This window comes from Pseudomonas sp. DCB_BI (assembly GCF_026240995.1).
In the GTDB taxonomy this organism is placed as follows: Bacteria; Pseudomonadota; Gammaproteobacteria; order Pseudomonadales; family Pseudomonadaceae; genus Aquipseudomonas.
Genome location: NZ_JAPFCG010000019.1, coordinates 27,432 through 51,928, shown reverse-complemented (window position 1 = coordinate 51,928; position 24,497 = coordinate 27,432). Strand labels below are relative to the sequence as shown.

Genomic DNA, 24,497 nt, shown 5'->3' with positions numbered 1-24,497 from the left:
CCCTCTCTTTTTCCAACCCCACCAAGCTGTTACTGTACTCGATCAAAGCCCAACGCCTCTGGATCGGATGCCGACTTGATACGTCCCCTCCTGCTGTCACTCAGCCTGGCCTTGAGCTTCCCCGCAGCCGCGATGGTGAGCGAAAGCCACGGATACGCGCAGTTCGGCACGCTCAAGTACCCAGCCACCTTCACCCACTTCGACTGGGTCAACCCGCAAGCGCCCAAGGGCGGTACTTTGCGGGCCATGGCTTTTGGCACCTTCGACACCCTCAACCCCTACACCTTCAAGGGGTCGAGCCCGATCACCACGCCCAATTTCCAGCAGTACGGCATCAGCGAGCTGAACGAGCCGCTGATGGTCGGCACCGGGCAGTACGACCCGTCCGGTGACGAACCCACCTCCAGCTATGGCCTGATTGCCCGTTCGGTGGAGTACAGCGAGGACCGCAGCTGGGTGGTATTCAACCTGCGTCCGGAAGCCCGCTGGCATGATGGGCAGCCGATCACCTCGGCAGACGTGGCCTTTTCCTACCGCACGCTGCTCAAGGACGGCCACCCGATCTACCGCACCAACCTGCAGGAAGTACAACGGGTCGACATCCTCGGCCCGCTGCGAATCCGCTTCGTGTTCAAGCGCGCCGGCAACCCGCTGCTGATCCTGCGCCTGGGCGAAATGCCGGTGCTGCCCAAGCATTACTGGCAAAAGCGTGACTTCAAGGCCACCACCTTCGAGCCACCACTGGGCAGCGGGCCCTACCGCATCACCGAGGTACAGCCCGGGCGCCGGCTGGTGTTCGAGCGGGTGAAGAACTACTGGGGCAAGGACCTGGCGGTAAACCGTGGCAAGTACAACTTCAAGCGCGTGGAGTACGAGTTTTACCGTGACGCCACGGTGGCCTTCGAGGCGTTCAAGGCGGGCGAGTTCGACATTTATATCGAGCACCAGGCAAAGAACTGGGCCAACGGCTACAACTTCCCGGCCGTGCGCCGTGGCGAGGTGATCAAGGCACAGATCCCGCATAGCATCCCCACCCAAACCCAGGGCCTGTTCATGAACAGTCGCCGGGCCACCTTCAGTGACCCGCGGGTGCGCCAGGCGCTTGGGCTGATGCTCGACTTCGAATGGACCAACCGCGCACTGTTCAGCAGTGCCTACCGGCGCTCGACCAGCTACTACCCCAACAGCGAGTTCGCCGCCAGCGGGCTGCCCACCGGCAAGGAATGGCTGTTGCTGGCGCCATTCCGTGACCAGTTGCCGGCCAAGCTGTTCAGCGAACCGTACAAGGTCAGCCACACCGACGGCCGTGGCATCAGCCGCCAGACCCTGCGCCAGGCCCTGGGCCTGCTCGCTGACGCCGGCTGGAAGCTGAACGGCCAGCGCCTGGTCGACAGCAAGGGCCAGCAGCTGCGCATGGAGCTGCTACTGGTAAACCCCAACCTTGAACGCATCCTGCAACCTTATGTCGAAAACCTGTCCAGCATCGGCATCGATGCGCGCTTGCGCACCGTAGACCGTGCCCAGTACAAACAACGCCTGGACCAGTTCGATTTCGACATGATTCTGATGACCCTGAACCAGACCCTCAGTCCCGGCCTTGAACAGTGGCTGTACTTCCACTCCAGCCAGGCCGCGACCAAGGGCAGCAAGAACTATGCGGGGGTCAAGGACCCGGTCGTCGACCACCTGCTCGACACCCTGCTGGCCGCACGTACCCGCGATGACCAGGTCGCTGCCGCCCGTGCCCTGGACCGCGTGCTCTCATGGCAGTACTACATGATCCCCAACTGGTACCTCGACAACCACCGCCTGGCTTACCGCAACCGGTTCGCCTTCGTCACCACGCCGCCCTATACCCTGGGGCTGAACAGCTGGTGGATCAAGACTTCGGAGAAAGCCCAATGACGCCAACGCACCGTCTGCGCCGGCTGGCAGGCAGCCTGTTGCTCGCCTGCCTGAGCCTTCCCGCCCTGGCCGCACCGCAACACGCCCTCACCCTGTACGACGAGCCGCCCAAGTACCCCGCTGACTTCAAGCACTTCGACTACGTCAACCCCGACGCCCCCAAGGGCGGCACCTTTCGCCAGTCCAGCTTCGGTGGCTTCGACAGCCTGAACCCGTTCATCAACAAGGGCGTCGCGGCCGAAAACATCAGCATCATCTACGACACGCTGATGCGCCAGAGCCAGGATGAGCCGTTCACCGAGTACGGCCTGGTGGCCGGCAAGATCGAAAAAGCCCCTGATAACAGCTGGGTGCGCTTCTACCTGCGCCCGCAGGCGCGCTTCCATGACGGCCATCCGATGCGTGCCGACGACGTGGTATTTACCTTCAACGCCCTGATCAAGGACGGCGCGCCCCTGTACCGCCAGTACTACGCCGACGTCGCCGAAGTGGTCGCCGAAGACCCGCTGAAGGTGCTGTTCAAGTTCAAGCACAAGAACAACCGCGAGCTGCCACTGATTCTCGGCCAGCTGCCGGTACTGCCCAAGCACTGGTACGAAAACCGCGAGTTCAACCGCGGCAACCTGGAAATCCCGTTGGGCAGCGGCCCGTACAAGGTCGCCGAGGTCAAGGCCGGGCGCTCGGTGCGCTACGAACGGGTCAAGGATTACTGGGCCAAGGACCTGCCGATCAACCGCGGCTTCTACAACTTCGACGCCATGACGTTCGACGCCTACCGCGACACCACCGTCGCCCTGGAGGCGCTCAAGGCCGGGGCATTCGACTATGGCCTGGAAGTCAGTGCAAAGAACTGGGCCACCGCCTACAACGTCCCCGCCGTGCGCGACGGCCGGCTGATCAAGGAGGAGCTGCCCAACGGCAACCCCACCGGCATGCAGGGCTTCATTTTCAACATCCGTCGCCCGGTGTTCCAGGATGTGCGTGTGCGCCAGGCCCTGAGCCTGCTGCTGGACTACGAGTGGACCAACAAGCAGCTGTTCAACGGCGCCTACACCCGCACCGGCAGCTACTTCGAGAACTCGGAAATGGCCGCCCACGGCCTGCCCGGCGCCAACGAGCTGAAAATACTGGAACCACTGCGCGGCAAAGTGCCCGACCAGGTATTCACCGCAGCCTTCCGCAACCCGGTGAGCGATGGCAGCGGCATGATCCGCGAGCAGCAGCGCCAGGCCTACAAGCTGTTGCAGGAAGCCGGCTGGAAAATCGTCGACGACAAGATGGTCGACGCCCAAGGCAAGCCGGCAAGCATCGAGTTCCTGCTGGCGCAGACCGAGTTCGAACGCATTCTGCTGCCGTTCAAGCGCAACCTTGCCGACCTGGGTATCGAGCTGAACATTCGCCGTGTCGATGTTTCGCAGTACATAAACCGCCTGCGCTCGCGTGACTACGACATGATCGTTGGCGGCTACCCGCAATCCAATTCGCCTGGCAACGAGCAGCGCGAGTTCTGGTCCAGCGCCGCCGCCGACAACCCCGGCAGCCGCAACTTCATCGGCCTGCGCGACCCGGCCATCGACCAACTGGTGGACCAGCTGATCAACGCCGACTCGCGGCAGAGCCTGATCGACCACTGCCGCGCCCTCGACCGCGTACTGCTGTGGGGCTATTACGTGATCCCCAACTGGCACATCAAGACCTGGCGCGTGGCCTACTGGAACCACATCGGCCACCCGAAAGTGTCGCCCAAGTACGACATCGGCATCGACACCTGGTGGATCAAGCCCGGGGTGACCCCGGCGGTCAGCGAAGCCTCTGCGGACGAGGCCAACTGACATGCTTGCCTACATCCTGCGCCGCCTGCTGCTGATCATCCCGACCCTGTTCGGCATCCTGATCATCAACTTCATCATCGTCCAGGCTGCCCCCGGTGGCCCGGTCGAGCAGATGATCGCCAAGCTCGAAGGCTTCGAAGGCGCCACCAGCCGCATTGCCGGTGGCGGTGCCGAAGTGTCCGTGGCCGGCTCCAACTACCGCGGTGCCCAGGGCCTGGACCCGGCGCTGATCGCCGAGATCGAGCGCATGTACGGCTTCGACAAGTCGCCGCCCGAACGCCTGTGGATCATGATCAAGAACTACGCCCAGCTGGACTTCGGCGACAGCTTCTTCCGTGACGCCAAGGTCATCGACCTGATCATCGAGAAGATGCCGGTGTCGATCTCGCTGGGGCTGTGGAGCACGTTGATCATGTACCTGGTGTCGATCCCGCTGGGCATCGCCAAGGCGGTGCGCCACGGCAGCCACTTTGATGTCTGGACCAGTTCGGCGATCATCGTCGGCTACGCCATTCCGGCGTTCCTGTTCGCCATCCTGCTGATCGTGCTGTTCGCCGGCGGCAGCTATTTCGACTGGTTCCCGCTGCGCGGGCTCACGTCCAACAACTTCGACGAGCTGAGCACCACCGGCAAAGTGCTGGACTACTTCTGGCACCTGGTGCTGCCGATCACCGCGCTGGTCATCGGCAACTTCGCCACCATGACCCTCCTGACCAAGAACAGCTTCCTCGACGAGATCAACAAGCAGTATGTGGTCACCGCCAAGGCCAAGGGCCTGAGCCGGCCACGGGTGCTGTATGGCCACGTGTTCCGCAACGCCATGCTGCTGGTGATCGCCGGTTTCCCCTCTGCGTTCATCGGTATCTTCTTCACTGGCTCATTGCTGATCGAGGTGATCTTCAGCCTCGACGGCCTGGGCCTGATGAGTTTCGAGGCGGCCATCAACCGCGACTACCCGGTGGTCTTCGGCACCCTGTTCATCTTCACCCTGCTGGGGCTGGTGGTGAAACTGATCGGCGACCTGACCTACACCCTGGTCGATCCGCGCATCGACTTCGCCAGCCGGGAGCACTGACATGGCCTTGTCCCCCCTCAATCGCCGACGCTTCGAGCGTTTCAAGGCCAACCGCCGTGGCTGGTGGTCGCTGTGGCTGTTCCTGATCCTGTTCGGCCTGAGCCTGGGCGCCGAACTGATCGCCAACGACAAACCCATCGCCGTGCGCTATGACGGCGAGTGGTACTTCCCGGCGTTCAAGCGCTACCCGGAAACCACCTTCGGCGGTGAGTTCCCGCTGGAGGCCAATTACAAGAGCCCGTACATCCGCGAACTGCTGGCCAGCAAAGACAGCTTCGTGCTGTGGGCGCCGATCCCGTTCAGCTACCAGAGCATCAACTACGACTTGCGCGTCCCTGCCCCGGCTCCGCCTTCGGCAGACAACTGGCTGGGCACCGATGATCAGGGCCGCGACGTGCTGGCGCGGGTGATCTACGGTTTCCGCATTTCGGTACTGTTCGCCCTGACCCTGACCGTGGCCAGTTCGATCGTCGGCGTTATCGCCGGCGCATTGCAGGGCTTCTATGGCGGTTGGGTCGACCTGGCCGGGCAACGCTTCCTGGAAATCTGGTCGGGCCTGCCAGTGCTGTACCTGCTGATCATCCTTGCCAGCTTCGTGCAGCCAAACTTCTGGTGGCTGCTGGGGATCATGCTGCTGTTCTCGTGGATGAGCCTGGTGGACGTGGTACGCGCCGAGTTCCTGCGCGGGCGCAACCTGGAATACGTGCGCGCCGCACGCGCCCTGGGCATGCGCAACGGCGCGATCATGTACCGGCACATCCTGCCCAACGCCATGATCTCGACCATGACGTTCATGCCATTCATTCTCACCGGCGCCATCGGCACCCTCACCGCCCTGGACTTCCTCGGCTTCGGCCTGCCCGCCGGTTCGCCCTCGCTGGGCGAACTGGTGGCCCAGGGCAAGTCCAACCTGCAGGCGCCGTGGCTGGGCATCAGCGCGTTTGCCGTGCTGGCATTGATGCTTAGCCTGCTGGTGTTCATCGGCGAGTCCGCCCGCGATGCCTTCGACCCGAGGAAGTGACATGAGTGAACAGAACCTGATCGAAGTGCGCGACCTGGCGGTAGAGTTTGTTACCGGCGACCAGGTCAACCGGGTGGTGGACGGCATCAGCTTCGATATCCGCAAGGGCGAGACACTGGCCTTGGTGGGCGAGAGTGGTTCCGGCAAGTCGGTGACCGCGCATTCGATCCTGCGCCTGCTGCCCTACCCCTTGGCCCGCCACCCCAGCGGCAGCATCCGCCACGAAGGCAAAGACCTGCTGCAACAGAACGAAAAGACCCTGCAACGCATTCGCGGCAATCGCATTGCGATGATCTTCCAGGAGCCGATGACCTCGCTGAACCCGCTGCATTGCATCGAGAAACAGATCAACGAAATCCTCCTGCTGCATAAAGGCCTGACCGGCAAGGAAGCCACTGCGCGCACCCTGGAGCTGCTGGACATGGTCGGCATCCCCGAGCCACGCAAGCGCCTCAAGGCCCTGCCCCACGAACTGTCCGGCGGCCAGCGCCAGCGGGTGATGATCGCCATGGCACTGGCCAACGAGCCGGAGCTGCTGATTGCCGACGAACCCACCACGGCGCTGGACGTGACCGTGCAGTTGAAGATTCTCGACCTGCTCAAGGAACTGCAGGCGCGTCTGGGCATGGCCCTGCTGCTGATCAGCCATGACCTGAACCTGGTGCGGCGCATCGCCCATCGTGTGTGCGTGATGCAGCGCGGGCAAATTGTCGAGCAGGCTGATTGCGCGACGCTGTTCAGTGCCCCTCAGCACCACTACACGCAGATGCTGATCAACGCCGAGCCCAGCGGGCTGCCAGCGCACAACCCGGTCGGCGCACCGTTGCTGGAGGTGAACGATCTCAAGGTGTGGTTCCCGATCAAGAAGGGCCTGCTGCGGCGTACGGTCGACCATGTAAAGGCGGTGGACGGGATCAACTTCAGCTTGCCGCAGGGGCAGACACTGGGAATCGTTGGCGAGTCCGGGTCAGGCAAGTCGACATTGGGGCTGGCAATCTTGCGCCTGATCTCCAGCCAGGGAGGCATTCGCTTCCATGGGCATAACCTCGACGGGCTGAACCAGAAGGCCGTGCGACCCTTGCGGCGCGAAATGCAGGTGGTTTTCCAGGACCCGTTTGGCAGCCTGAGCCCACGCATGTGCGTAGCGGATATCGTCGGCGAGGGGCTGCGCATTCACGGTATTGGCAATGCGCAGGAACAGGAAGCGGCGATCATCGCGGCGCTGGAGGAAGTGGGGCTGGACCCGCGCACGCGGCATCGCTACCCGCATGAGTTTTCGGGTGGCCAGCGCCAGCGCATAGCGATTGCCCGGGCGCTGGTGCTGAAGCCGGCGCTGATTCTGCTGGATGAGCCCACCTCGGCGCTGGACCGTACCGTGCAGCGGCAAGTGGTGGAGCTGCTGCGTAATCTGCAACAGAAGTACAACCTGACCTACCTGTTCATCAGCCATGACCTGGCAGTGGTCAAGGCGTTGAGCCACCAATTGATGGTGATCAAGCATGGCCATGTGGTGGAGCAAGGGGACGCGCAGGCGATTTTCCATGCGCCGCAGCATCCCTATACGCGGCAGTTGCTGGAGGCGGCGTTTTTGGAGGTTGAGGGTTTGTAGAGGAAGGGTGTGTGTTCGCCTTGATTCTTGCAGCGTGTTTGAGATCGAGCGCCGCCCGCGCGGCGCTCGATCTACGCAACACCGCAAAACCCAAGGCAGGCGCCCTGCTGCCCTGACGCAATCGGGCGCAGAACACCTGGAGAGTGTGTACGCCCGGGGTTATCAGAAATCGATGGTCCCGGAGAACTTCACCAGCCGCGGGTCACCCTGGGTCAGGTAACCGCCGTTAGCCGAGGCCCAGTAGTTCTTGTCGGTCAAGTTCTCCACATTCACCCGCAAGGTCAGGTCTTTCTCCGCTACCTTCAACTTGTAACGGGCACCGGCATCGAAACGGTTCCAGGTCGGCAGGCTGACATTGTTCGCCGCATCGACGAATTGGCCACCGGTGCGCAGCATCCTCGCATTCAGCGCCAGCCCCGGCACGCCGGGCACGTCCCAGTCGACGCTGGCATTGAGCTGGAATGTCGGCACGCCGATGGCATGGTTGCCATCGTTGCTGCCGTTGGCGGTATTTTTCTGCTCCGAGGTCATGCGCGTGCCGCCGGCCATCAGGCGCAAGCCCTGGACCGGCTCGCCGAACAGACTCAACTCCAGCCCTTTGTTGACCTGCTCGCCGTCGCGAACGAAGACGTTGTTCAAGGTGTAGCCGTCCGAAGGCTTCTCGATACGGAACACGGCCAGGTTCGCACCAAAGGTCTGTCGGTCGAACTTGATACCAGCCTCAAGCTGCTTGGTGCGGCCTGGCGGGAACATCTCGCTGGCGTTCGACACATTGGCTGGCGCCGTCGGCCCCTGCGCCAGGCCTTCGATGCGGTTGGCATACAAGGAAATGCTGTCGGTAGCCTTGAAAACGATGCCATAGACCGGTGTGGTGATCGACTCCTCGTACGGGTCGCCTTTGCGGCTGCCGTCATTCGCCAGGTTGGGCTGCCCTTGGGAGACAGTGCCATCGTAGGTGTAGCTTTCCACCCGCAGTTGCTGCCGTCGCAAGCCGTAAGTCAGCAGCAGGCGGTCATCGAAGACGCCAATGGTGTCGGAAATGGCGATGCTCCGCGCGCGCGTCTTGCCGGTGACACCAGGGTCACCCATTTCGCCACCCGTGCTGGTGACCGTGCCCGGCTTGGCCTGCTGCACGGTGTCGTAAATGTTGGTGCTGATTGGCGAATAGAAGATGTAGGCGTTTTCCGCCTGGGTCCACATGGTATTGGCCCCCACGGCGATCTGGTGGCTGATCGGCCCGGTCTGCAGCCGCCCATTCAGGCCGGTACTGAAGCTGGTGTTGTCTTCGCCGTGCACGATGTCCGAAGCGGTCATCGTCGCTGCGCCACTGTTGCCGACCAGTACCGGCGTGCCGTAGGTACCCTGCTCGCGCGTGTGACGGGCGCCACCGGCGAGGTAGGCGGTCCAGTTGTCGCTCAGGTCCCATTCGCCACGAACCATGCCGAAGGTATCTTCCGACTCACTGTAGCTCCAGCTCTGGCCATAGTTGTGACTGGCATCCGGCGCAGTCGGGGCCTTGGTCACGGTGCTGCCCAGGCGCACCGAATTGCGCAGGTGGTTGATGCGCTGTTTCTGGTAGCCGATATCAGTCGACACGCGGAAGTTGTCGCCGCGGTAGTCCAGGCCAGCGGTGAACAGCTTGGTGCGCTGGTCCTGGTCGTCGACGGCGGTTTCACCTTCGCGCTGGCTGAGGTTCAGGCGCGCGCCAAAGCGGTTGTCCTCACCGAAGCGCTGGCCGATATCCAGGTGCTCGCCAATGCGGCCATCAGAGCTGATGTCCTGGGTGTAGCGGCGGGTCGGCTCATCGCCGGCGCGCTTGGGCTGCAGGTTGACGTTGCCGCCCAGGCCGGTGCCGGTCGGGCTTACGCCATTGAGGAAGGCATTGGGCCCCTTGAACACTTCGACCCGCTCGACGCCGTCGGTGGACATGATCTGCCGCGGCAAGATGCCGTACAGGCCATTGAAGGAAATATCGTCGCCAGCCAACGGCAAACCACGGATCACGAACACCTTGGATTGGTTGCCGAAGCCGAATGATTCACGTACCGAAGGATCGTTGGCCAAGACGTCACCGATATCCTCCGCCTGCTGGTCCTCGATCACCTTGGCGGTATAACTGGTCATGGTAAACGGCACATCCATGTAGTCCTGGTTACCCAGCACGCCCATCCGCCCGCCGCGGGCGACCTGGCCTCCGGCAAACTCGTCCGGTAACGCGTCGGGCCGCGCTTTCAAGGCATCGGCGCTGACATCGGTCGCCTCCAGCTGGATCGGCTCGGCAGCCTGCGCCATCAGGGTTACGGAACAGCAGATCGCCAGTAATGCGGGGCGTGAGGGAATACGGGAAGGCATTGGTAAATTCCTGACAGCGCTGAGGAAGTGAAACAGAATGCAAATGGTAATGCTTACCAAACACAAACATCAACCCAGGCACGTGGCAAATGGCCGCCATTTATCAGGATTTCTGATCACGATCGTCTTTCATCATCAGCCAGATCGGGCATACAGTCGCTGCTGTCACTCCTGCTCCAACGGTAGAGCCCATGCCCAGTCAACAACAAAAAAACGTCTCCCCTGCCCTCGAGCAGCTGATCCAGCGCGCCAGCCTGCCAGGCCCCACGCTCAGCGAAGCCCAGGCGCATGCCTTGCTGCAGATGCACTACGGCGTTGCCGGTGGGTTGTCGGCATTGGGCAGTCAGCAGGACCTGAACTTCCGGGTCGACACGGCTGAAGGGCAGTACGTGCTCAAGGCCTGCCATGGCAGCTACGCCAAGCTGGAGCTGGAGGCGCAGCATGCCGCCCTCGCCTTCCTGCGTGAGCACGGCCTGTCGGTGCCCGCAGTACGTGCGGCACACAGCGGCGAAAACTTGCTGGCCGTGGAGGTTGATGGCCAACCGCTGCGGGTACGCCTGCTCGACTACATCGAAGGTCAACCGTTGACGCGTCTCAAGCACATGCCGGCGCAGTTGATGGCCGAAATGGGCAGGCTGTGCGCGCGGCTCGACAGCGCCCTGGCCGATTTCGACCACCCCGGCCTTGCGCGCACCCTGCAGTGGGACCCGCAACACGCCCAGGCGTTGATCCAGCATCTGCTGCCCGTACTGCACAACACCGAGCAACGCGCCCGCATCGAACACGCCACCCGCCTCGCCAACGAACACCTCGCACCGCTGGTTGATCGGCTGCCAAGCCAGGCCGTGCACCTGGACATTACCGACGACAACACCGTCTGGGCCCGTGATGGCGAGCGCCAGTGGCAGTTGCAAGGGGTGATCGACTTCGGCGACCTGCTGCGCACCTGGCGCATCGCCGACCTGTCGGTGACCTGCGCGGCGCTGCTGCACCACGCCGAAGGCGACCCGCTGCGGATCCTGCCGGCGATCAGCGCCTACCAGGCGCTCAACCCGCTGACCGAGGCCGAGCTGCGTGCCTTGTGGCCTCTGGTACTGAACCGCGCGGCAGTGCTGGTGCTAAGCAGCGCGCAGCAACTGGCCGTGGACCCAGGAAACCAGTACACCCGCGACAACGTCGCCCATGAGTGGGAAATCTTCGACACCGCCACCGCCGTGCCTTTCGCGCTGATGCAAACGGCCATCCTGCAAGCTGCCGGCCTGCAGCCCGCCACCCCAGACCTGACCGGCTGCGCGCCGCTGCTGCCCGAACTTGCAGGGCAACCAGTGACGCGCGTGGACCTCGGCGTGCTCAGCGAGCATTGTGAAGCGGGCAACTGGGAACAACCCGGCTTCGACCAACACCTGTTAAACCGGCACCCTGCCCCGGCCTGCAGCCTGCACGGGCAGTATCGCCTGTCGCGAACCCATATCGACCGCCCCGACGAGCCCGCCACCTGCGCCCTCGGCGTCGAGCTGCATGTGCCCAACGGTAGCCCGGTGCAAGCCCCGGCAGCCGGCACCTGGCAGCGCCACGGTGACGGCCGGGGCTGGCTGCGCACCGCGCACTGGGCCTTGTGGTTGCAGGGGCTGGAAGACGCACCGGCACACGGCCAGGCCGTGGAAAAAGGCCAGGCCCTGGGCAACAGCTGCGGTTTCCTCAGCGTGCAGCTGTGCCTGGACACCACCCTCCAGCCGCCATCCTTCGCCACCCCGTCTCAGGCTGCCGCCTGGCTGGCCCTGTGCCCCTCACCGGCCGCCCTGCTGGGCTTCGATTGCGATGCCGATCCCCTGCCGGATCCGCAGGCCCTGCTGGCACGCCGCGATGCCAGCTTCGCCCGCTCGCAGAAGCACTACTACGCGCAGCCACCCCACATCGAACGCGGCTGGCGAAACTACCTCATCGACATGCAGGGCCGCTCCTACCTCGACATGCTGAACAACGTCGCGGTGCTGGGCCATGGCCACCCGCGCATGGTCGCCGAGTCGGCGCGCCAGTGGTCGCTGTTGAACACCAACTCGCGCTTCCACTACGCAGCCATCACCGAGTTCTCCGAACGCCTGCTGGACTTGGCCCCCGAAGGTTTTGACCGGGTATTCATGGTCAACAGCGGCACCGAAGCCAACGACCTGGCGATTCGCCTGGCCTGGGCCTACAGCGGCGGGCGCGATCTGCTGAGTGTGCTGGAGGCCTACCACGGCTGGTCGGTGGCGACCGACGCCATCTCCACGTCGATCGCCGACAACCCGCAAGCGTTGGAAACCCGCCCGGACTGGGTACACCCGGTCGAGGCGCCGAACACCTTCCGCGGCCGCTATCGCGGGGCCGACAGCGCTGCAGGCTACCTGCGCGATGTCGACGCCAAGCTGGCCGACCTCGATACCCGTGGCCGCCAGTTGGCGGGCATCATCTGCGAGCCGGTGTACGGCAATGCCGGCGGCATCTCCTTGCCAGCGGGCTACCTGCGGGAAGCCTATGCCAAGGTTCGCGCGCGGGGTGGCGTGTGCATCGCCGACGAAGTACAGGTCGGTTATGGTCGCCTGGGCGAATACTTCTGGGGGTTCGAAGAGCAAGGCGTGGTGCCCGACATCATCACCATGGCCAAGGGCATGGGCAACGGCCAGCCGCTGGGCGTGGTCATCACCCGCCGCGAAATCGCCGAGGCGCTGGAGGCCGAGGGCTACTTCTTCTCCTCGGCCGGTGGCAGCCCGGTCAGCTGCCGCATTGGCATGGCGGTGCTGGATGTGATGCAGGAAGAAGGGCTGTGGGACAACGCCCGCGACACCGGCCGCTACTTCAAGGCGCGCCTGCAGGCCCTGGTCGACAAGCACCCGCTGGCCGGTGCGGCGCATGGTTCGGGCTTCTACCTGGGGCTGGAGTTGGTGCGTGACCGCTCCACCCTGGAGCCGGCTACCGAAGAAACCATGCTGCTGTGCGACCGGCTGCGTGACCTGGGTATCTTCATGCAGCCAACTGGCGATTACCTGAACATCCTCAAGATCAAACCGCCGATGTGCACCAGCCGGGCCAGCGTGGACTACTTTGTCGATTGTATTGACCGGGTGCTGGGTGAGGGGTTGTAGGGGATTGGGTGGGGCTGGGGGTGTTGGGCTTTAGGGGTTCAGCGCCTGTTAGATCGAGCGCCGCGCGGGCGCCGCTCGATCTCACGAACACCGAATATTTCAAGCCCTACCCTTCGCAATCCCATCCATTACTATTCGCTGACTCCCCCCAAAAAAACATCAGGTTCACCGAACATGGCCTTCTCCAGCGACTCCCTGGCAATCTTCCTCGCGGTGCTGGATGCCGGTTCGTTCTCCGCCGCCGCCCGCAAGCTGGGCCGTGTACCTTCAGCCGTGAGCATGGCGATCGCCCAGCTGGAGGCCGAGTTGGACCTGCCGCTGTTCGACCGGGCTACGCGCAAGGCCCTGCCCACCAGCGCGGCCCTGGCCCTCGAACCCCAGGCCAGGCAGGTGATCTGCCAACTCAACCTGCTCGGCGCCCAGGCCCTGCAACTGCACCAGGGCCTGGAAAAACGCCTGACCATCGCCATGGCGCCCGAGTTGCAGACCGGCCCCTGGAACCAACCGCTGGAAATCCTCGCCCAGGAATTTCCCAGCCTGGAAATCGAGGTGCGCTCGGCCACCCAGACCGAAGCCATTCGCCTGTTGCACGACGGTAGCGTGCAGCTGGCGCTGGTGTTCGAACGCCCCGGTATCGATGAGCGCGAGTCATTCCTCGAGGCCGGCAGCCAGTTGTTGGTGGCCGTCGCCTCACCGCGCCATCCGGCCGGGCAGAACAGCGGCACGCCACTGCCCGAAGAGGCCTTCGCCGAGCAACGGCAAATCATCGTGGCTTCAGGCAAGGCCACGGGCTCGGACCCGCGCATGGTGCTGTCGCGGCGCATCTGGCTGACCGACAGCTACCTGGCCACGCTCGACCTGGTGCAGTCCGGGCTGGGGTGGGCGTACCTGCCGCAGCCGCTGGTTGAACCGCTGATTGCATCCGGCGCACTGGCCGAGGTGCGCTTCGACAACATGGCCAGCCGTTTACGGCTGTGGGTGGACATCATCTGGCTCAAGCCACGCCCGCTAGGCTTGGGGGCGCGGCGCTATCTGGACGTGATGCGCCAGCTGTTCGAGAAGGAGCCACCCAGGGCCTGATAGCCCTTGTGGCAGCGCCCTGCACCGCCCAACGCGCCTCGGTTTGCACAAGGATCATGCTGTCGGCGCCACCAACCTGTACCCCACCCCGGCCTCGGTGATGATGAACCGTGGCGCCGTGGGATCATCGCCCAGTTTCTGGCGCAGATGCCCGACCACGATCCGCAGGTAATGGGTGTCCTCCACATGGCTGGGGCCCCAGATATCCTTGAGCAACTGCTGCTGGGTAATCACCCGCCCGGGATGCCCGGCCAACAGCGCCAGCAGCGCATACTCCTTGCGCGTCAGCGCCACCTCCGCGCCCGCCAGCGTCACCCGGCGGAAGGCAAAATCCACGGTCAACGGCCCAAAGCTGGCTGCTACTTCCGAGCCCCCGGCCTGCGGCACCTGGCGCAGCAAAGCCCGTACCCGGGCAAGAAACTCCTGGATACCAAACGGCTTGGTCACATAGTCGTTGGCCCCGCCATCCAGCGCGTCGACCTTCTGCATTTCACTGGCGCGCACCGACAACACCATCACTGGCACTGCACTCCATTCGCGCAGTTCCCGCAGTACCTGCTGGCCGTCCATGTCCGGCAAACCCAGGTCGAGCACCACCAGGTCCGGCTTGCCCAGCGCTGCCTGGGCAAGGCCTTCGGCGCCAGTAGCCGCCTCGAGTACCTTGTAGCCTTGCGAGGCCAGGCTGATACGCAGGAACTTGCGGATCTGCGGTTCATCGTCGATGACCAACAGGGTGGCGGACTGATTCATGGGCTTTCGCTTTCGGCTTCAGGTTGAGGGGGCAGCGGCAAGCATAGAGTGATGCCAGTGCCCTGGCCATCGATGCCTTCACCCACCAGAATCTGCCCACCATGGGCGCCCACCATGCCCTGGCAGATGGCCAGGCCCAGGCCGGTCCCCTGCCCGCCGCGATCACCACGGGCTGCGGTGTAGAACATGTCGAAGATCTTCTCGCGGTCGGCCACGGGAATGCCGGGGCCTTGGTCGCTGACGGTCACGCGCAACTGCTCGTCCTGCACCGCGACTTGCAGCTCCAGCCGACCGTTGGCCGGGGAGAAGCGTGCGGCGTTTTCCAGCACATTGACCAGGGCCTGCTCGATCAGCGCCGCATGCACGAACAGCAGCGGCAGCTCGGCGGGCACGTCAGTGTGCACGCGCAACGGCGCCAGCACCACGCGCAGGCGGTTCAGCGCACTGCCGACAATATCCGCCGGGGCGACCCAGTCGCGCGCCAGCTTGAGGCCGCCATGGCCCAGACGGGTCATGTCCAACAGGTTCTGGATGTAGCGGTCGAGGCGCTCGGCCTCGTTGCGGGTACCTTCCAACAGCTCGCGGCGGTCGTCAGCCGGGATCGCTTCGCCCAACGCCAGCAGGCTGTCGATACTGCCGCGCATGGCAGTCAGAGGCGTGCGCAAGTCATGGGACACCGAAGCCAGCAAAGCGCTGCGCAGCTGCTCGGTTTCACCGTGCAAGCGCGCGGCCTCCAGTTGCTCGGCCAGGCGCGCGCGGGCCAAGGCCTGGGCCAGGGGCTGGCCGAGGGCGACGAGCAGGCGCCGACGCGGGTCGCTCAGCGGCTGACCGGAGCGTGGGCGCACGCCCAGCAGCGCCAGCGGTTGCTCGTCCACCGCCAACGGCCACCACCACCAGCGGCCGTTGGGCAAGGTGTCGCTGCCGTGGCCGGCCGCCTGGCCATGCAGCCAGGCCCAGTCGGCGGCAGCCCGTTCGGTATCGCTGAAGGCGTGGGCTTCGCCGCTGGCCACCTGCAGCTGGCCCTCGGCGTTGCGTTGCAGCAGGCACACCTGCATGTCGTGCCAGCCACCCAGGTGCTGGCTGGCGGCATTGAGCACGGCCTGGCGGTCGGTGGCTACCGTCAGCCGGCGCGACAGGTCGAGCAACTGGCTGGTCTGCGCCTGGGTTTCGCGCAGCGCCTGGAGCTGGTGGCGCTGGCGGGCGGCCAGGTTGCCGGTGAGCGCAGCCATCAACAGAAAGAACACCAGGGTCAGCACGTCTTCTTCGCGCTGGATGGTGAACGAGAAGTTAGGCGGTATGAACAGGAAGTCATAGACCAGGAACGACAGCGCGGCGCAAGCCAAGGCAGGTCCCAGGCTACTGCGCACCGCTACCAACAACACCGCAGCCAGGAACACCAGCGAGATATTGGGCAACGCCAGCACCCTGGACACCGCCCAGGCCAACCCCGCAGCCATCACGGTGGCCAGCAGCGCCAGCAGGTAATGACGCCACACCCACACCCGCCGCACGGCTGAGCGCGGCGCTGGCGGCTGCACGTCACGGTCCAGCACGTTGATTTCCAGGCCATGGCTCTCGCGCAGCAGCCGCGCCGCCACACCCGCGCCGAACAGACGCCGACGCAGACGGTTGCGGGACTGACCGACCAGTACCAGGCTGGCCCGCCGTTCCACAGCATGTTGGATCAGCGTGCGGGCCACTTCGCCAGCACGCAGCAGCACTACCTCCCCGCCCAGTCGCTCGGCCAGTTGCTGCGCGGCTTGCAAACGGTGCCGTGCGGCTTCATCACGCAGGCGGCCGTTATCCACATGCACCAAGCTCCAGGGCAGGTGGCGGCGCTGGGCCACGCGGCTGGCATGGCGCACCAGGCGTTCGGCCTGGTCGTCACCCTCTATGCCCACCAGCAACCGGCCGCGCAAGGCCGGAGCCTCCTGGCCGCGCTGCCGATAGCCGTGGGCCAGGTCGGCATCGACCTGAGCAGCGGCGGTCTGCATGGCCAGCTCGCGCAGGGCGGTCAGGTTGGTTTGCGAAAAGTACGCATCGATGGCCGCCCGAGCCTGCTCGGGCACGTACACCTTGCCTTCACGCAGGCGTTCAAGCAGCTCTCGCGGTGGCAGGTCGATCAGCACCAGCTCGAAAGCCTCCTGCAGCACCCAGTCCGGCAGGGTCTCGCGCACTTGCACGCCGGTAATGTCGCGGACCTTGTCGTTGAGGCTTTCCAGGTGCTGGACGTTGACCGTGGTGTATACGTCAATGCCCGCGGCCAGGAGTTCTTGTACGTCCTGCCAGCGTTTGGCGTGGCGGCTGCCGGGGGCGTTGGTGTGAGCCAGTTCGTCCACCAGGGCCAAGGCCGGCGCGGCACGCAGCAGGCCGTCGAGGTCCATTTCCTCAAGGGTGACGCCACGGTACTGGCTGCGCAGCAAGGGCTGCTGCTGCAGCCCTCCGAGCAACGCTTCGGTTTCGGCGCGGCCATGGGTCTCGACCACCCCGGCCAACACTTGCACGCCCTGGCGTTGCTGGGCGTGTGCGGCCTGGAGCATGGCGAAGGTCTTGCCGACACCGGGGGCGGCGCCCAGGAACACCTTCAGCCGTCCCCGGCCGGTTCGCGGCAGATTAGCCAACAGCGCATCGGCGCGGGCGGAGTCACTCATGTTTCATCCTTCAGCATGTGCGGCGGTCGACCGAGGGCCCGCTTTCCAAGCCTTCGCGGGCAAGCCCGCTCCCACAAGAAGACCGCCCCCTTTTGAAAGGGGCGCTGTTCCTGTGGGAGCGGGCTTGCCCGCGAAGGGCCGCAAAGCGGCCCCAGTATCAGTGGTTCAGTTGCTCAAGCGCCTGGTTCAACGCCAGCACATTAACCACTGGCGGACCAATCAATGGCTGGAGGGTGGCCTGTTCCAGCAAGGCTTGCAAGCGCTCGACCGGCAGTTGCCGTGCCGCTGCCACCCGCGGGATCTGATAGGCCACCGCCGCGGGTGGCAGATGCGGGTCAAGGCCACTGCCCGAGGTAGTCAGCAGCGCCTGAGGCACTGGCCCCTGCTGTGCCTGATACAACGCAGCCGCATCGCCCCTTACCCGCTCAGCCAGTGCCGGGTTGCTCGGCGACAGGTTGCTGGCGCTGCTGGCCACGGTCGCGTAGGCACCTGCCGAGGGCCGCGAGTGGAACCAGCCATCGCCCTGAAAATCCTGGGCGATCAATGCCGAACCCCGCACCTGGCCCTGCGCATCGCGTACCAGGCTACCGTTGGCCTGGCTCGGAAAAGCGACCTGGGCAATACCGGTCACCGCCAGCGGATACAGGGCGCCCGTCACCAGGGTCATCAACAAAGCCAGGCTCAATGCCGGGCGTAGATAAGCATTCATGATGGCCTCCTCAGACCAGGTGCAAGGCATTGAGCAGCAAATCGATCAGCTTGATCCCGGCAAACGGCACGACAATGCCACCCAGGCCGTAGACCAGCAGGTTGCGCCGCAGCAAATGCGCCGCGCTCGCCGCCTGCACCCGCACGCCCCGTAGCGCCAGCGGGATCAGCACGATGATGATCAGCGCGTTGAACACGATGGCCGAGAGGATCGCACTCTGCGGGCTGGCCAGTTGCATCAGGTTCAGCACACCCAGTTGCGGGTAGATGGCGGCGAACAGCGCTGGCAGGATGGCAAAATACTTGGCTACATCGTTGGCGATGGAGAAAGTGGTCAGCGCCCCGCGGGTCACCAGCAGTTCCTTGCCCACCTGCACCACATCCAGCAGCTTGGTCGGGTCGCTGTCCAGGTCGACCATGTTGGCGGCCTCCCGCGCGGCCTGAGTGCCGTCGTTCATGGCCATGCCCACGTCAGCCTGGGCCAGTGCCGGGGCGTCGTTGGCACCGTCACCGCACATGGCCACCAGGCGGCCGTCATTTTGCTCCTGGCGAATACGCGCCAGCTTCTTCTCCGGCGTGGCCTCGGCCAGGACGTCATCCACCCCGGCCTCGGCGGCGATAGCCGCAGCGGTCAGCGGGTTGTCGCCGGTCACCATGACCGTGCGGATACCCAGTTTGCGCAATTCGGCGAAGCGCTCACGGATGCCGGGCTTGACCACGTCCTTCAGGTGGATCACCCCAAGCAGACGCTTGTCGAGGCACACCAACAGCGGCGTGCCCCCGCTCTGGGCGATGCGCTCCACTTCACGGGCCAACGCTGGCGGCATCTCCAGGCGTTGCATGCCGACGAATGCCAGTACCGCATCGACCGCGCCCTTGCGAAAGCGGCGTTGCTGGAAGTCGATACCCGACAAGCGTGTCTCGGCACTGAAGGCCACGGCTTCGAACTGCCCGGCAGCCGGCTCGACGAAGTCATGCAACTGGCGCAGGTATTCGACAATCGACTTGCCTTCGGCTGTGTCGTCGGCCAGCGAGGCCAGCAAAGCACCCTCCCCCAGTTCGCGGGCAGTGACGCCCGGCGCGGCATGCAGCGCACTGCAGCGGCGGTTGCCGAAGGTGATGGTGCCAGTCTTGTCGAGCATCAGCGTATGCACATCACCAGCCGCCTCTACCGCACGGCCCGAGCGGGCAATCACGTTCAGCCGCACCAGGCGGTCCATGCCGGCAATGCCGATGGCCGACAGCAGGCCGCCGATGGTGGTGGGGATCAGCGTCACCAGCAAGGCGGCGAGGAAGATCAGCGGCAGGCTGCCACCGGCAAAGTGGGCGAACGGCTGCAAGGTCACCACCACGATCAGGAAGATCAGGGTCAAGCCGATCAGCAGGATATCGAGAGCGATTTCGTTCGGGGTCTTCTGCCGCTTCGCGCCTTCGACCAGGGCAATCATGCGGTCCAGCGTCGACTCGCCAGGGTTGCTGGTGACGCGGATCAGCAGCCAGTCGGAAACCAGCCGCGTGTTGCCAGTCACCGCCGAGCGATCGCCGCCAGACTCGCGGATTACCGGGGCGGATTCACCGGTAATCGCAGCCTCGTTGACCGCCGCAATACCTTCAAGTACCTCGCCATCTGCGGGGATCATTTCACCGGCCACCACGCGGACCACGTCGTCCTTGCGCAGCGCACCCGCTGCGACAGTCTCGTAGCTGCCATCACGCTGGCGACGTTGAGCCAGCAGGCCCTGGCTGCCGGCCTTGAGGCTGTCGGCGCGGGCCTTGCCACGGCCCTCGGCGAGGGCTTCGGCGAAGTTGGCGAACAGCACGGTAAACCACAGCCACAGGGCGATCTGTACCGCCACGCCGGTACTCACGCCATTGCCGGGGGCAAAGCACAGCACGGTGGTCAGCACCGCAGTCAGGGCCACCACCAGCATTACCGGCGAGCGCCTGAGCTGGCGGGGGTCGAGCTTTACGAATGCCTGCACCAACGCCGGGCGCCACAGGGCGGCAAAGCGGGTCTGGTCCTTGGCGCTGTGCCGGGCGTTCACTTCAGGAATGGGCATGTTCATGATCGATCCTCAGAAACCCAGGCTCAAATGTTCGGCGATTGGCCCAAGGGCCAGGGTCGGCAGAAAGGTCAGGCCACCGACCAGTAAGATGGTCACCAGCAGCAGGCCGGTGAACAGCGGGCCATGGGTGGGGAAGCTGTTCACCCCCTGGGGCGCGGTCTTCTTCGCTGCCAGGCTGCCGGCCAGCGCCAGAATCGGCAGGATGTAGCCGAAACGGCCGATGAGCATGGCCAGGCCGATCATCAGGTTGTGATACACCGTGTTGGCGCCAAAACCGGCGAAGGCCGAACCGTTGTTGGCCGTACCCGAGGTGTAGGCATACAGCAGCTGGCTGAACCCATGCGCGCCGGGGTTGCTGACCGCCCCCGCCGGGCCGGGCAGGCTGGCGGCGATCGCGCCAAGTACCAGCACGCCAACCGGCATCACCAGCAGGGTCGCCACCAGCAGCTGCACCTCTCGGGCCTGCAACTTCTTGCCCAGGTACTCCGGGGTGCGGCCAATCATCAGCCCGGCCAGGAACACCGCGATCAGCACGAACAGCAACATGCCGTACAACCCGGCACCAACGCCGCCAAAGATCACCTCGCCGACCATCATGTTGACCATCGCCACCATGCCGGTCAGGGGGTTGAGGCTGTCATGCATGGCGTTGACCGAGCCATTGGAGGCCGCGGTGGTGGTCACTGTCCACAACACCGACCCCGTCGTGCCGAAGCGGCTCTCCTTGCCTTCCATGGGCGCGCTTTGCTGAACCTGTGCGCTCTCAAGGGCCGGGTTGGGCTGGTGCTCCGACCACAGCGCCGTACTGCCGCCAATCAGGAACAGGGCAAGCATGCAGGCAAGGATGGCGCGGCTCTGGCGCAGGTCCTTCACGTAGTGGCCAAAGGTAAACACCAAGGCCGCCGGGATAAGGATGATCGACGCCACCTCGAACAGGTTGCTCCAGGCCGTAGGGTTTTCGAACGGGTGCGCCGAGTTGACGCCGAAGAAGCCGCCGCCATTGGTGCCCAGTTGCTTGATGGCAATCTGGCTGGCAGCCGGGCCCAGCGGGATGGTTTGGTCAGTGCCTTGCAAGGTCAGCGCGTGGGCATAGTCGGCAAAGGTCTGCGGTACGCCCTGCCATACCAGCAGCAGCGCCAGCAGCAGGCACAGCGGCAACAAGCCGTAGAGGGTGGCGCGGGTCATGTCGACCCAGAAATTGCCCAGCGTCGTCGCGCTGCGCCGGGCAATACCTCGGCACAGTGCAATCAGCACGGCCAGGCCGGTGGCAGCGCTGACGAAGTTCTGCACGGTCAGGCCCAGCATCTGGCTCAGGTAGCTGACCGACGCCTCGCCACTGTAGGCCTGCCAGTTGGTGTTGGTGACAAAGCTGACGGCCGTATTGAATGCCAGTGACCACTCCTGGCCAGGCAAATGCTGAGGGTTGAGCGGCAGGTGGCCCTGCAGCAGCAGTACGGCGAACAACAGCAGGAAGCCGGCGAGGTTGAACGCCAGCAGCGCCAAGGTGTACTGCCGCCAGTTCTGTTCCTGGCTGGCGTTCACCCCCGCCAGCCGGTAGCAGGTCTGCTCGACCGGGCCCAGCAGTGGCGAAAGCCAGGTACGCTGGCCTTCCATGACCCTGAAGTAGAACCGCCCGAGCCAGGGTGCTGGTAGCAGCACGATGGCAAAAAATGCCAGGAGCAAGGCGTAGTCGTAACTGTGCATGGCCGCTCCTTAGCTGCGATCGGCGCGCAGCAGCGCCACCAGCAGATAAAACGCCAAGGCCACTGCCAGCAGCAGTGACAGCCCGTCGAGCATGTTCATGAGTGGTTCTCCCCGTAGTGCGGCGTGGGCCGCTTTGGGGGAATTGTCCGAGAGAGGGGCGTAAAGGGGCGAGATCGGGGGGCGGGGGTGGGGATAAAGAATGCGTAAAGATCAGCGTTGCAGTTTGCCTGTAACGGCCTCTTCGCGGGCACGCACGCTTGTGTCTTGGTGGGGATTTAGAATCTAGTTGTTTCCCCAGGGTACTGCATCAGCCTCAAGCCTGCGGGGCACCTGTGGGAGCGGGCTTGTCCCGCGAAGCATCCAACACGGTGCATGGCACCGGCTCCGCCGGTGTTCGCGGCTAAAGCCGCTCCCACAGGGACCGCGCTTGATTCTAGAAACTGAGCAAGCCAATTGTTTCCCCAGGTACTGCATCAGCATCAAGCCCACAGGGATTGCACTAGATTCTAGAAACTGAGCAAAACAGTTGTTTCCCCAGGGTAGTGCATCAGCCTCAAGCCTGCGGGGCACCTGTGGGAGCGGGCTTGTCCCGCGAAGCATCCAACACGGTGCATGGCACCGGCTCCGCCGGTGTTCGCGGCTAAAGCCGCTCCCACAGGGTGGACTGCACAGTCTTCAAGGCCTCGGCGGGTTTCCCCGCGAACAGGCCGGCGCAGGCTACTGCGGTGGCGGCTGCTGCGTCGCGTTCCGGCTCCAGTCCAGCAGCAGGCTGTAGCCTACCGCCAGCAAGGTCGGCCCGATGAACAGGCCAATGAAGCCAAAAGCAAGCAAGCCACCGAACACCCCCAACAGCACGATCACCAGCGGCAGGTTGCCCCCCCGGCTGATCAGGTAGGGCTTGAGCACGTTATCCACGCCGCTGATGACGAAGGTGCCCCAGATCCCCAGGAACACCGCCATGCCATATTCGCCCTTCCACACCAGCCAAGCGGTGGCCGGGATCCAGGCCAATGGCGGGCCCATGGGGATCAGGCTGAGCATGAAGGTCACCAGGCCCAGCACGATGGCGCCCGGCACCCCGGCGATCAGGAAACCGATCAACGCCAGCAGCGCTTGCGCCGCCGCAGTGCCGATGACCCCATTGACCACCCGCTGCACGGTGCCAGCCACCAGGTCCAGGTAGTACTCGGCACGGTCGCCCACCAACCGATGCAGCAAGCGCAGCACAAACGCTGACAAGCGCGGGCCGTCACGGTAGAAGAAGAATACGAACACCAGGCTCAGGGTCAGCTCCAGCACACCGCTGCCGATCTGCGCGCTGCGCGCCAGCAGCCAGTTGCCAACCTGCCCCAGGTAAGGCTTGAGCGAGGCCAGCAGAGCCGCGCCCTGCTGGTCCAGTGATTGCCACCAGCCGACCAGGCGCTCGCCCACGAACGGGATGCCGCCCAGCCAGGCCGGTGCATCGGGCAGGCCGTCGACCTGCACGTCACGCACGAACGCCGTAGCATCACGAATGTGATCGGCCAGGTTGAAACCCAGCCACACCAGTGGCAGCGCCACGATCAGGATCCAGGCCGTGGTCAGCAGGCCGGCCGCCAGCGTTTCCCGCCCGCCCAGCACACGCGTCAGCAATCGCATCAGTGGCCAACTGGCAAAGGCCAGGATGGCGCCCCACAGCAGCGCCGAGATGAACGGCGCCATCACCCACAGGCCGGCACCCAGCAACGCCAGCAGCAGAATCTGGACCAGCAGGCGATCATTGTTGACCATGGTGGGCTCGTTCAACGAATCAGTTCGAGGTGCAAGCCATCGGTTGGCTCATTGCCAACTTCCAGCCGACCGTTACGCACACCCGCCTTGACCAGTGCTTCGCGCCAGGCTTCGGCCTGGGTGCCACTGAGGCTGGCACGCAAGGTGCTGTCGAGGTTCAGGCTGCGCGCCAGCAGGTTGACCCAGGTGTCCTGCGGTGCGGCCAGGTCAGGGTAGTCGAGCTTGCCGGTGTCGCGCATTTCGCGCAGCACCGTGGCCGCAGTCGGCAGCAGTTCGCCCAGCGGGCTGCCGGAAACGAACTCTTCCACATGCAGGTAGGCGCGCCGATTGCCACGTGTGACGCTGTACAACGCGACCAGGGTGTCGGCCTCTTCTGCCGAACGACGCAGCAGGATGAACGCCTGCTGTTCGTCGCCACCGTTGAGGCGGGCGTTGGCGAATACATCGTTGGCCCACAAGCTGGCCTCGCCGCAATCGCGACCCTGGCACCAGAACAGCGGGTAGCCACCGTCGCGCTGCAGTGCTTCGCGGGCGCTGGTGAAGGCTTCGCGGGCAGTGCGTTCGACCGGCAGCTCATAGGTGACAGAACTGACCTGACCGCGGCTTTCGACCTTGTCGTCCACCCGCAGGCGGCCACTGATCTTGCGCAGCGGGCCCATCGGGTAGACCCGCTCTTGCTCAACGGCCGGGCGCTGATCGACCACCTTGGCGTCTGCGGGGACCGGCAGGCTGCCGGCCCACAGCATGGGGCTGGCGAGCGCCAGGCAGGCAGCGACAGCGGTACGGATGGCTAACGGCGCGCTCATTGGCGAACCGGACGGCGCCTTGCGCCGGATTGAAGCTCCAGGATGT

Annotated in this window: 16 protein-coding genes; 7 read left to right on the top strand and 9 right to left on the bottom strand. The window is 64.6% G+C overall.

What is annotated here, in order from left to right:
• Nucleotides 1-75: 75 nt before the first annotated feature.
• From OO258_RS20215 to OO258_RS20195, 5 genes are read left to right on the top strand one after another with little or no spacing between them, the layout of a single operon-like run.
• Nucleotides 76-1,905 (top strand): extracellular solute-binding protein, encoded by a 1,830-nt coding sequence (locus tag OO258_RS20215; RefSeq protein WP_266032186.1) that lies wholly within the window; start codon nt 76-78, stop codon nt 1,903-1,905.
• Nucleotides 1,902-3,737, top strand: coding sequence for an extracellular solute-binding protein (locus tag OO258_RS20210; protein WP_266032185.1), 1,836 nt, complete (start codon nt 1,902-1,904; stop codon nt 3,735-3,737). The genes OO258_RS20215 and OO258_RS20210 overlap by 4 nt, the downstream gene beginning before the upstream one ends.
• Before the next feature lies 1 nt (nt 3,738).
• A complete protein-coding gene (locus OO258_RS20205; protein WP_056803365.1) occupies nt 3,739-4,812 on the top strand; it encodes a microcin C ABC transporter permease YejB in 1,074 nt (357 codons plus the stop codon).
• A gap of 1 nt (nt 4,813) precedes the next feature.
• Nucleotides 4,814-5,833: an ABC transporter permease gene (locus tag OO258_RS20200; RefSeq protein WP_110744728.1), complete on the top strand. Its 1,020-nt coding sequence runs from the start codon at nt 4,814-4,816 to the stop codon at nt 5,831-5,833.
• Between the two features lies 1 nt (nt 5,834).
• The gene (locus OO258_RS20195) at nt 5,835-7,442 is read left to right on the top strand and encodes an ABC transporter ATP-binding protein (RefSeq protein ID WP_266032184.1); all 1,608 of its coding nucleotides are present in this window, start codon (nt 5,835-5,837) and stop codon (nt 7,440-7,442) included.
• Between the two features lie 162 nt (nt 7,443-7,604).
• Here OO258_RS20195 and OO258_RS20190 read toward each other — a convergent pair whose 3' ends face one another.
• A complete protein-coding gene (locus tag OO258_RS20190) occupies nt 7,605-9,794 on the bottom strand; it encodes a TonB-dependent receptor (protein WP_266032183.1) in 2,190 nt (729 codons plus the stop codon).
• 191 nt (nt 9,795-9,985) lie between these two features.
• Between OO258_RS20190 and OO258_RS20185 the strand changes: the two genes are divergently transcribed.
• Nucleotides 9,986-12,916: an aminotransferase gene (locus OO258_RS20185; RefSeq protein ID WP_266032182.1), complete on the top strand. Its 2,931-nt coding sequence runs from the start codon at nt 9,986-9,988 to the stop codon at nt 12,914-12,916.
• A gap of 174 nt (nt 12,917-13,090) precedes the next feature.
• Entirely contained in the window at nt 13,091-13,996 is a 906-nt protein-coding gene (locus OO258_RS20180) for a LysR family transcriptional regulator (RefSeq protein WP_266032181.1), read from the top strand.
• A 54-nt stretch (nt 13,997-14,050) separates the two neighbouring features.
• On the opposite strand, the gene OO258_RS20175 is transcribed toward OO258_RS20180, so the two are convergent.
• From OO258_RS20175 to OO258_RS20140, 8 genes are all read right to left on the bottom strand, one after another.
• Nucleotides 14,051-14,746, bottom strand: coding sequence for a response regulator (locus tag OO258_RS20175; protein WP_110748486.1), 696 nt, complete (start codon nt 14,744-14,746; stop codon nt 14,051-14,053).
• Nucleotides 14,743-17,397: a sensor histidine kinase gene (locus OO258_RS20170; protein WP_266032180.1), complete on the bottom strand. Its 2,655-nt coding sequence runs from the start codon at nt 17,395-17,397 to the stop codon at nt 14,743-14,745. Before OO258_RS20170 ends, OO258_RS20175 begins: the two co-directional genes overlap by 4 nt.
• A 157-nt stretch (nt 17,398-17,554) precedes the next feature.
• Nucleotides 17,555-18,106, bottom strand: a complete 552-nt coding sequence (gene kdpC / locus OO258_RS20165; protein WP_110748495.1) for a potassium-transporting ATPase subunit KdpC — start codon at nt 18,104-18,106, stop codon at nt 17,555-17,557.
• 10 nt (nt 18,107-18,116) lie between these two features.
• Nucleotides 18,117-20,171: a potassium-transporting ATPase subunit KdpB gene (gene kdpB / locus OO258_RS20160; RefSeq protein WP_266032179.1), complete on the bottom strand. Its 2,055-nt coding sequence runs from the start codon at nt 20,169-20,171 to the stop codon at nt 18,117-18,119.
• A gap of 9 nt (nt 20,172-20,180) precedes the next feature.
• Nucleotides 20,181-21,875 carry a potassium-transporting ATPase subunit KdpA gene (gene kdpA / locus OO258_RS20155; RefSeq protein ID WP_266032178.1) on the bottom strand — a complete coding sequence of 565 codons (1,695 nt, stop codon included), beginning with the start codon at nt 21,873-21,875 and terminating at the stop codon, nt 20,181-20,183.
• Nucleotides 21,876-21,884: 9 nt separating this feature from the next.
• A complete protein-coding gene (kdpF, locus tag OO258_RS20150) occupies nt 21,885-21,974 on the bottom strand; it encodes a K(+)-transporting ATPase subunit F (RefSeq protein ID WP_003251485.1) in 90 nt (29 codons plus the stop codon).
• A 618-nt stretch (nt 21,975-22,592) separates the two neighbouring features.
• Entirely contained in the window at nt 22,593-23,645 is a 1,053-nt protein-coding gene (locus tag OO258_RS20145) for an AI-2E family transporter (RefSeq protein WP_266032177.1), read from the bottom strand.
• A gap of 11 nt (nt 23,646-23,656) precedes the next feature.
• Nucleotides 23,657-24,451 carry a DUF4892 domain-containing protein gene (locus OO258_RS20140; protein WP_266032176.1) on the bottom strand — a complete coding sequence of 265 codons (795 nt, stop codon included), beginning with the start codon at nt 24,449-24,451 and terminating at the stop codon, nt 23,657-23,659.
• Nucleotides 24,452-24,497 lie beyond the last annotated feature (46 nt).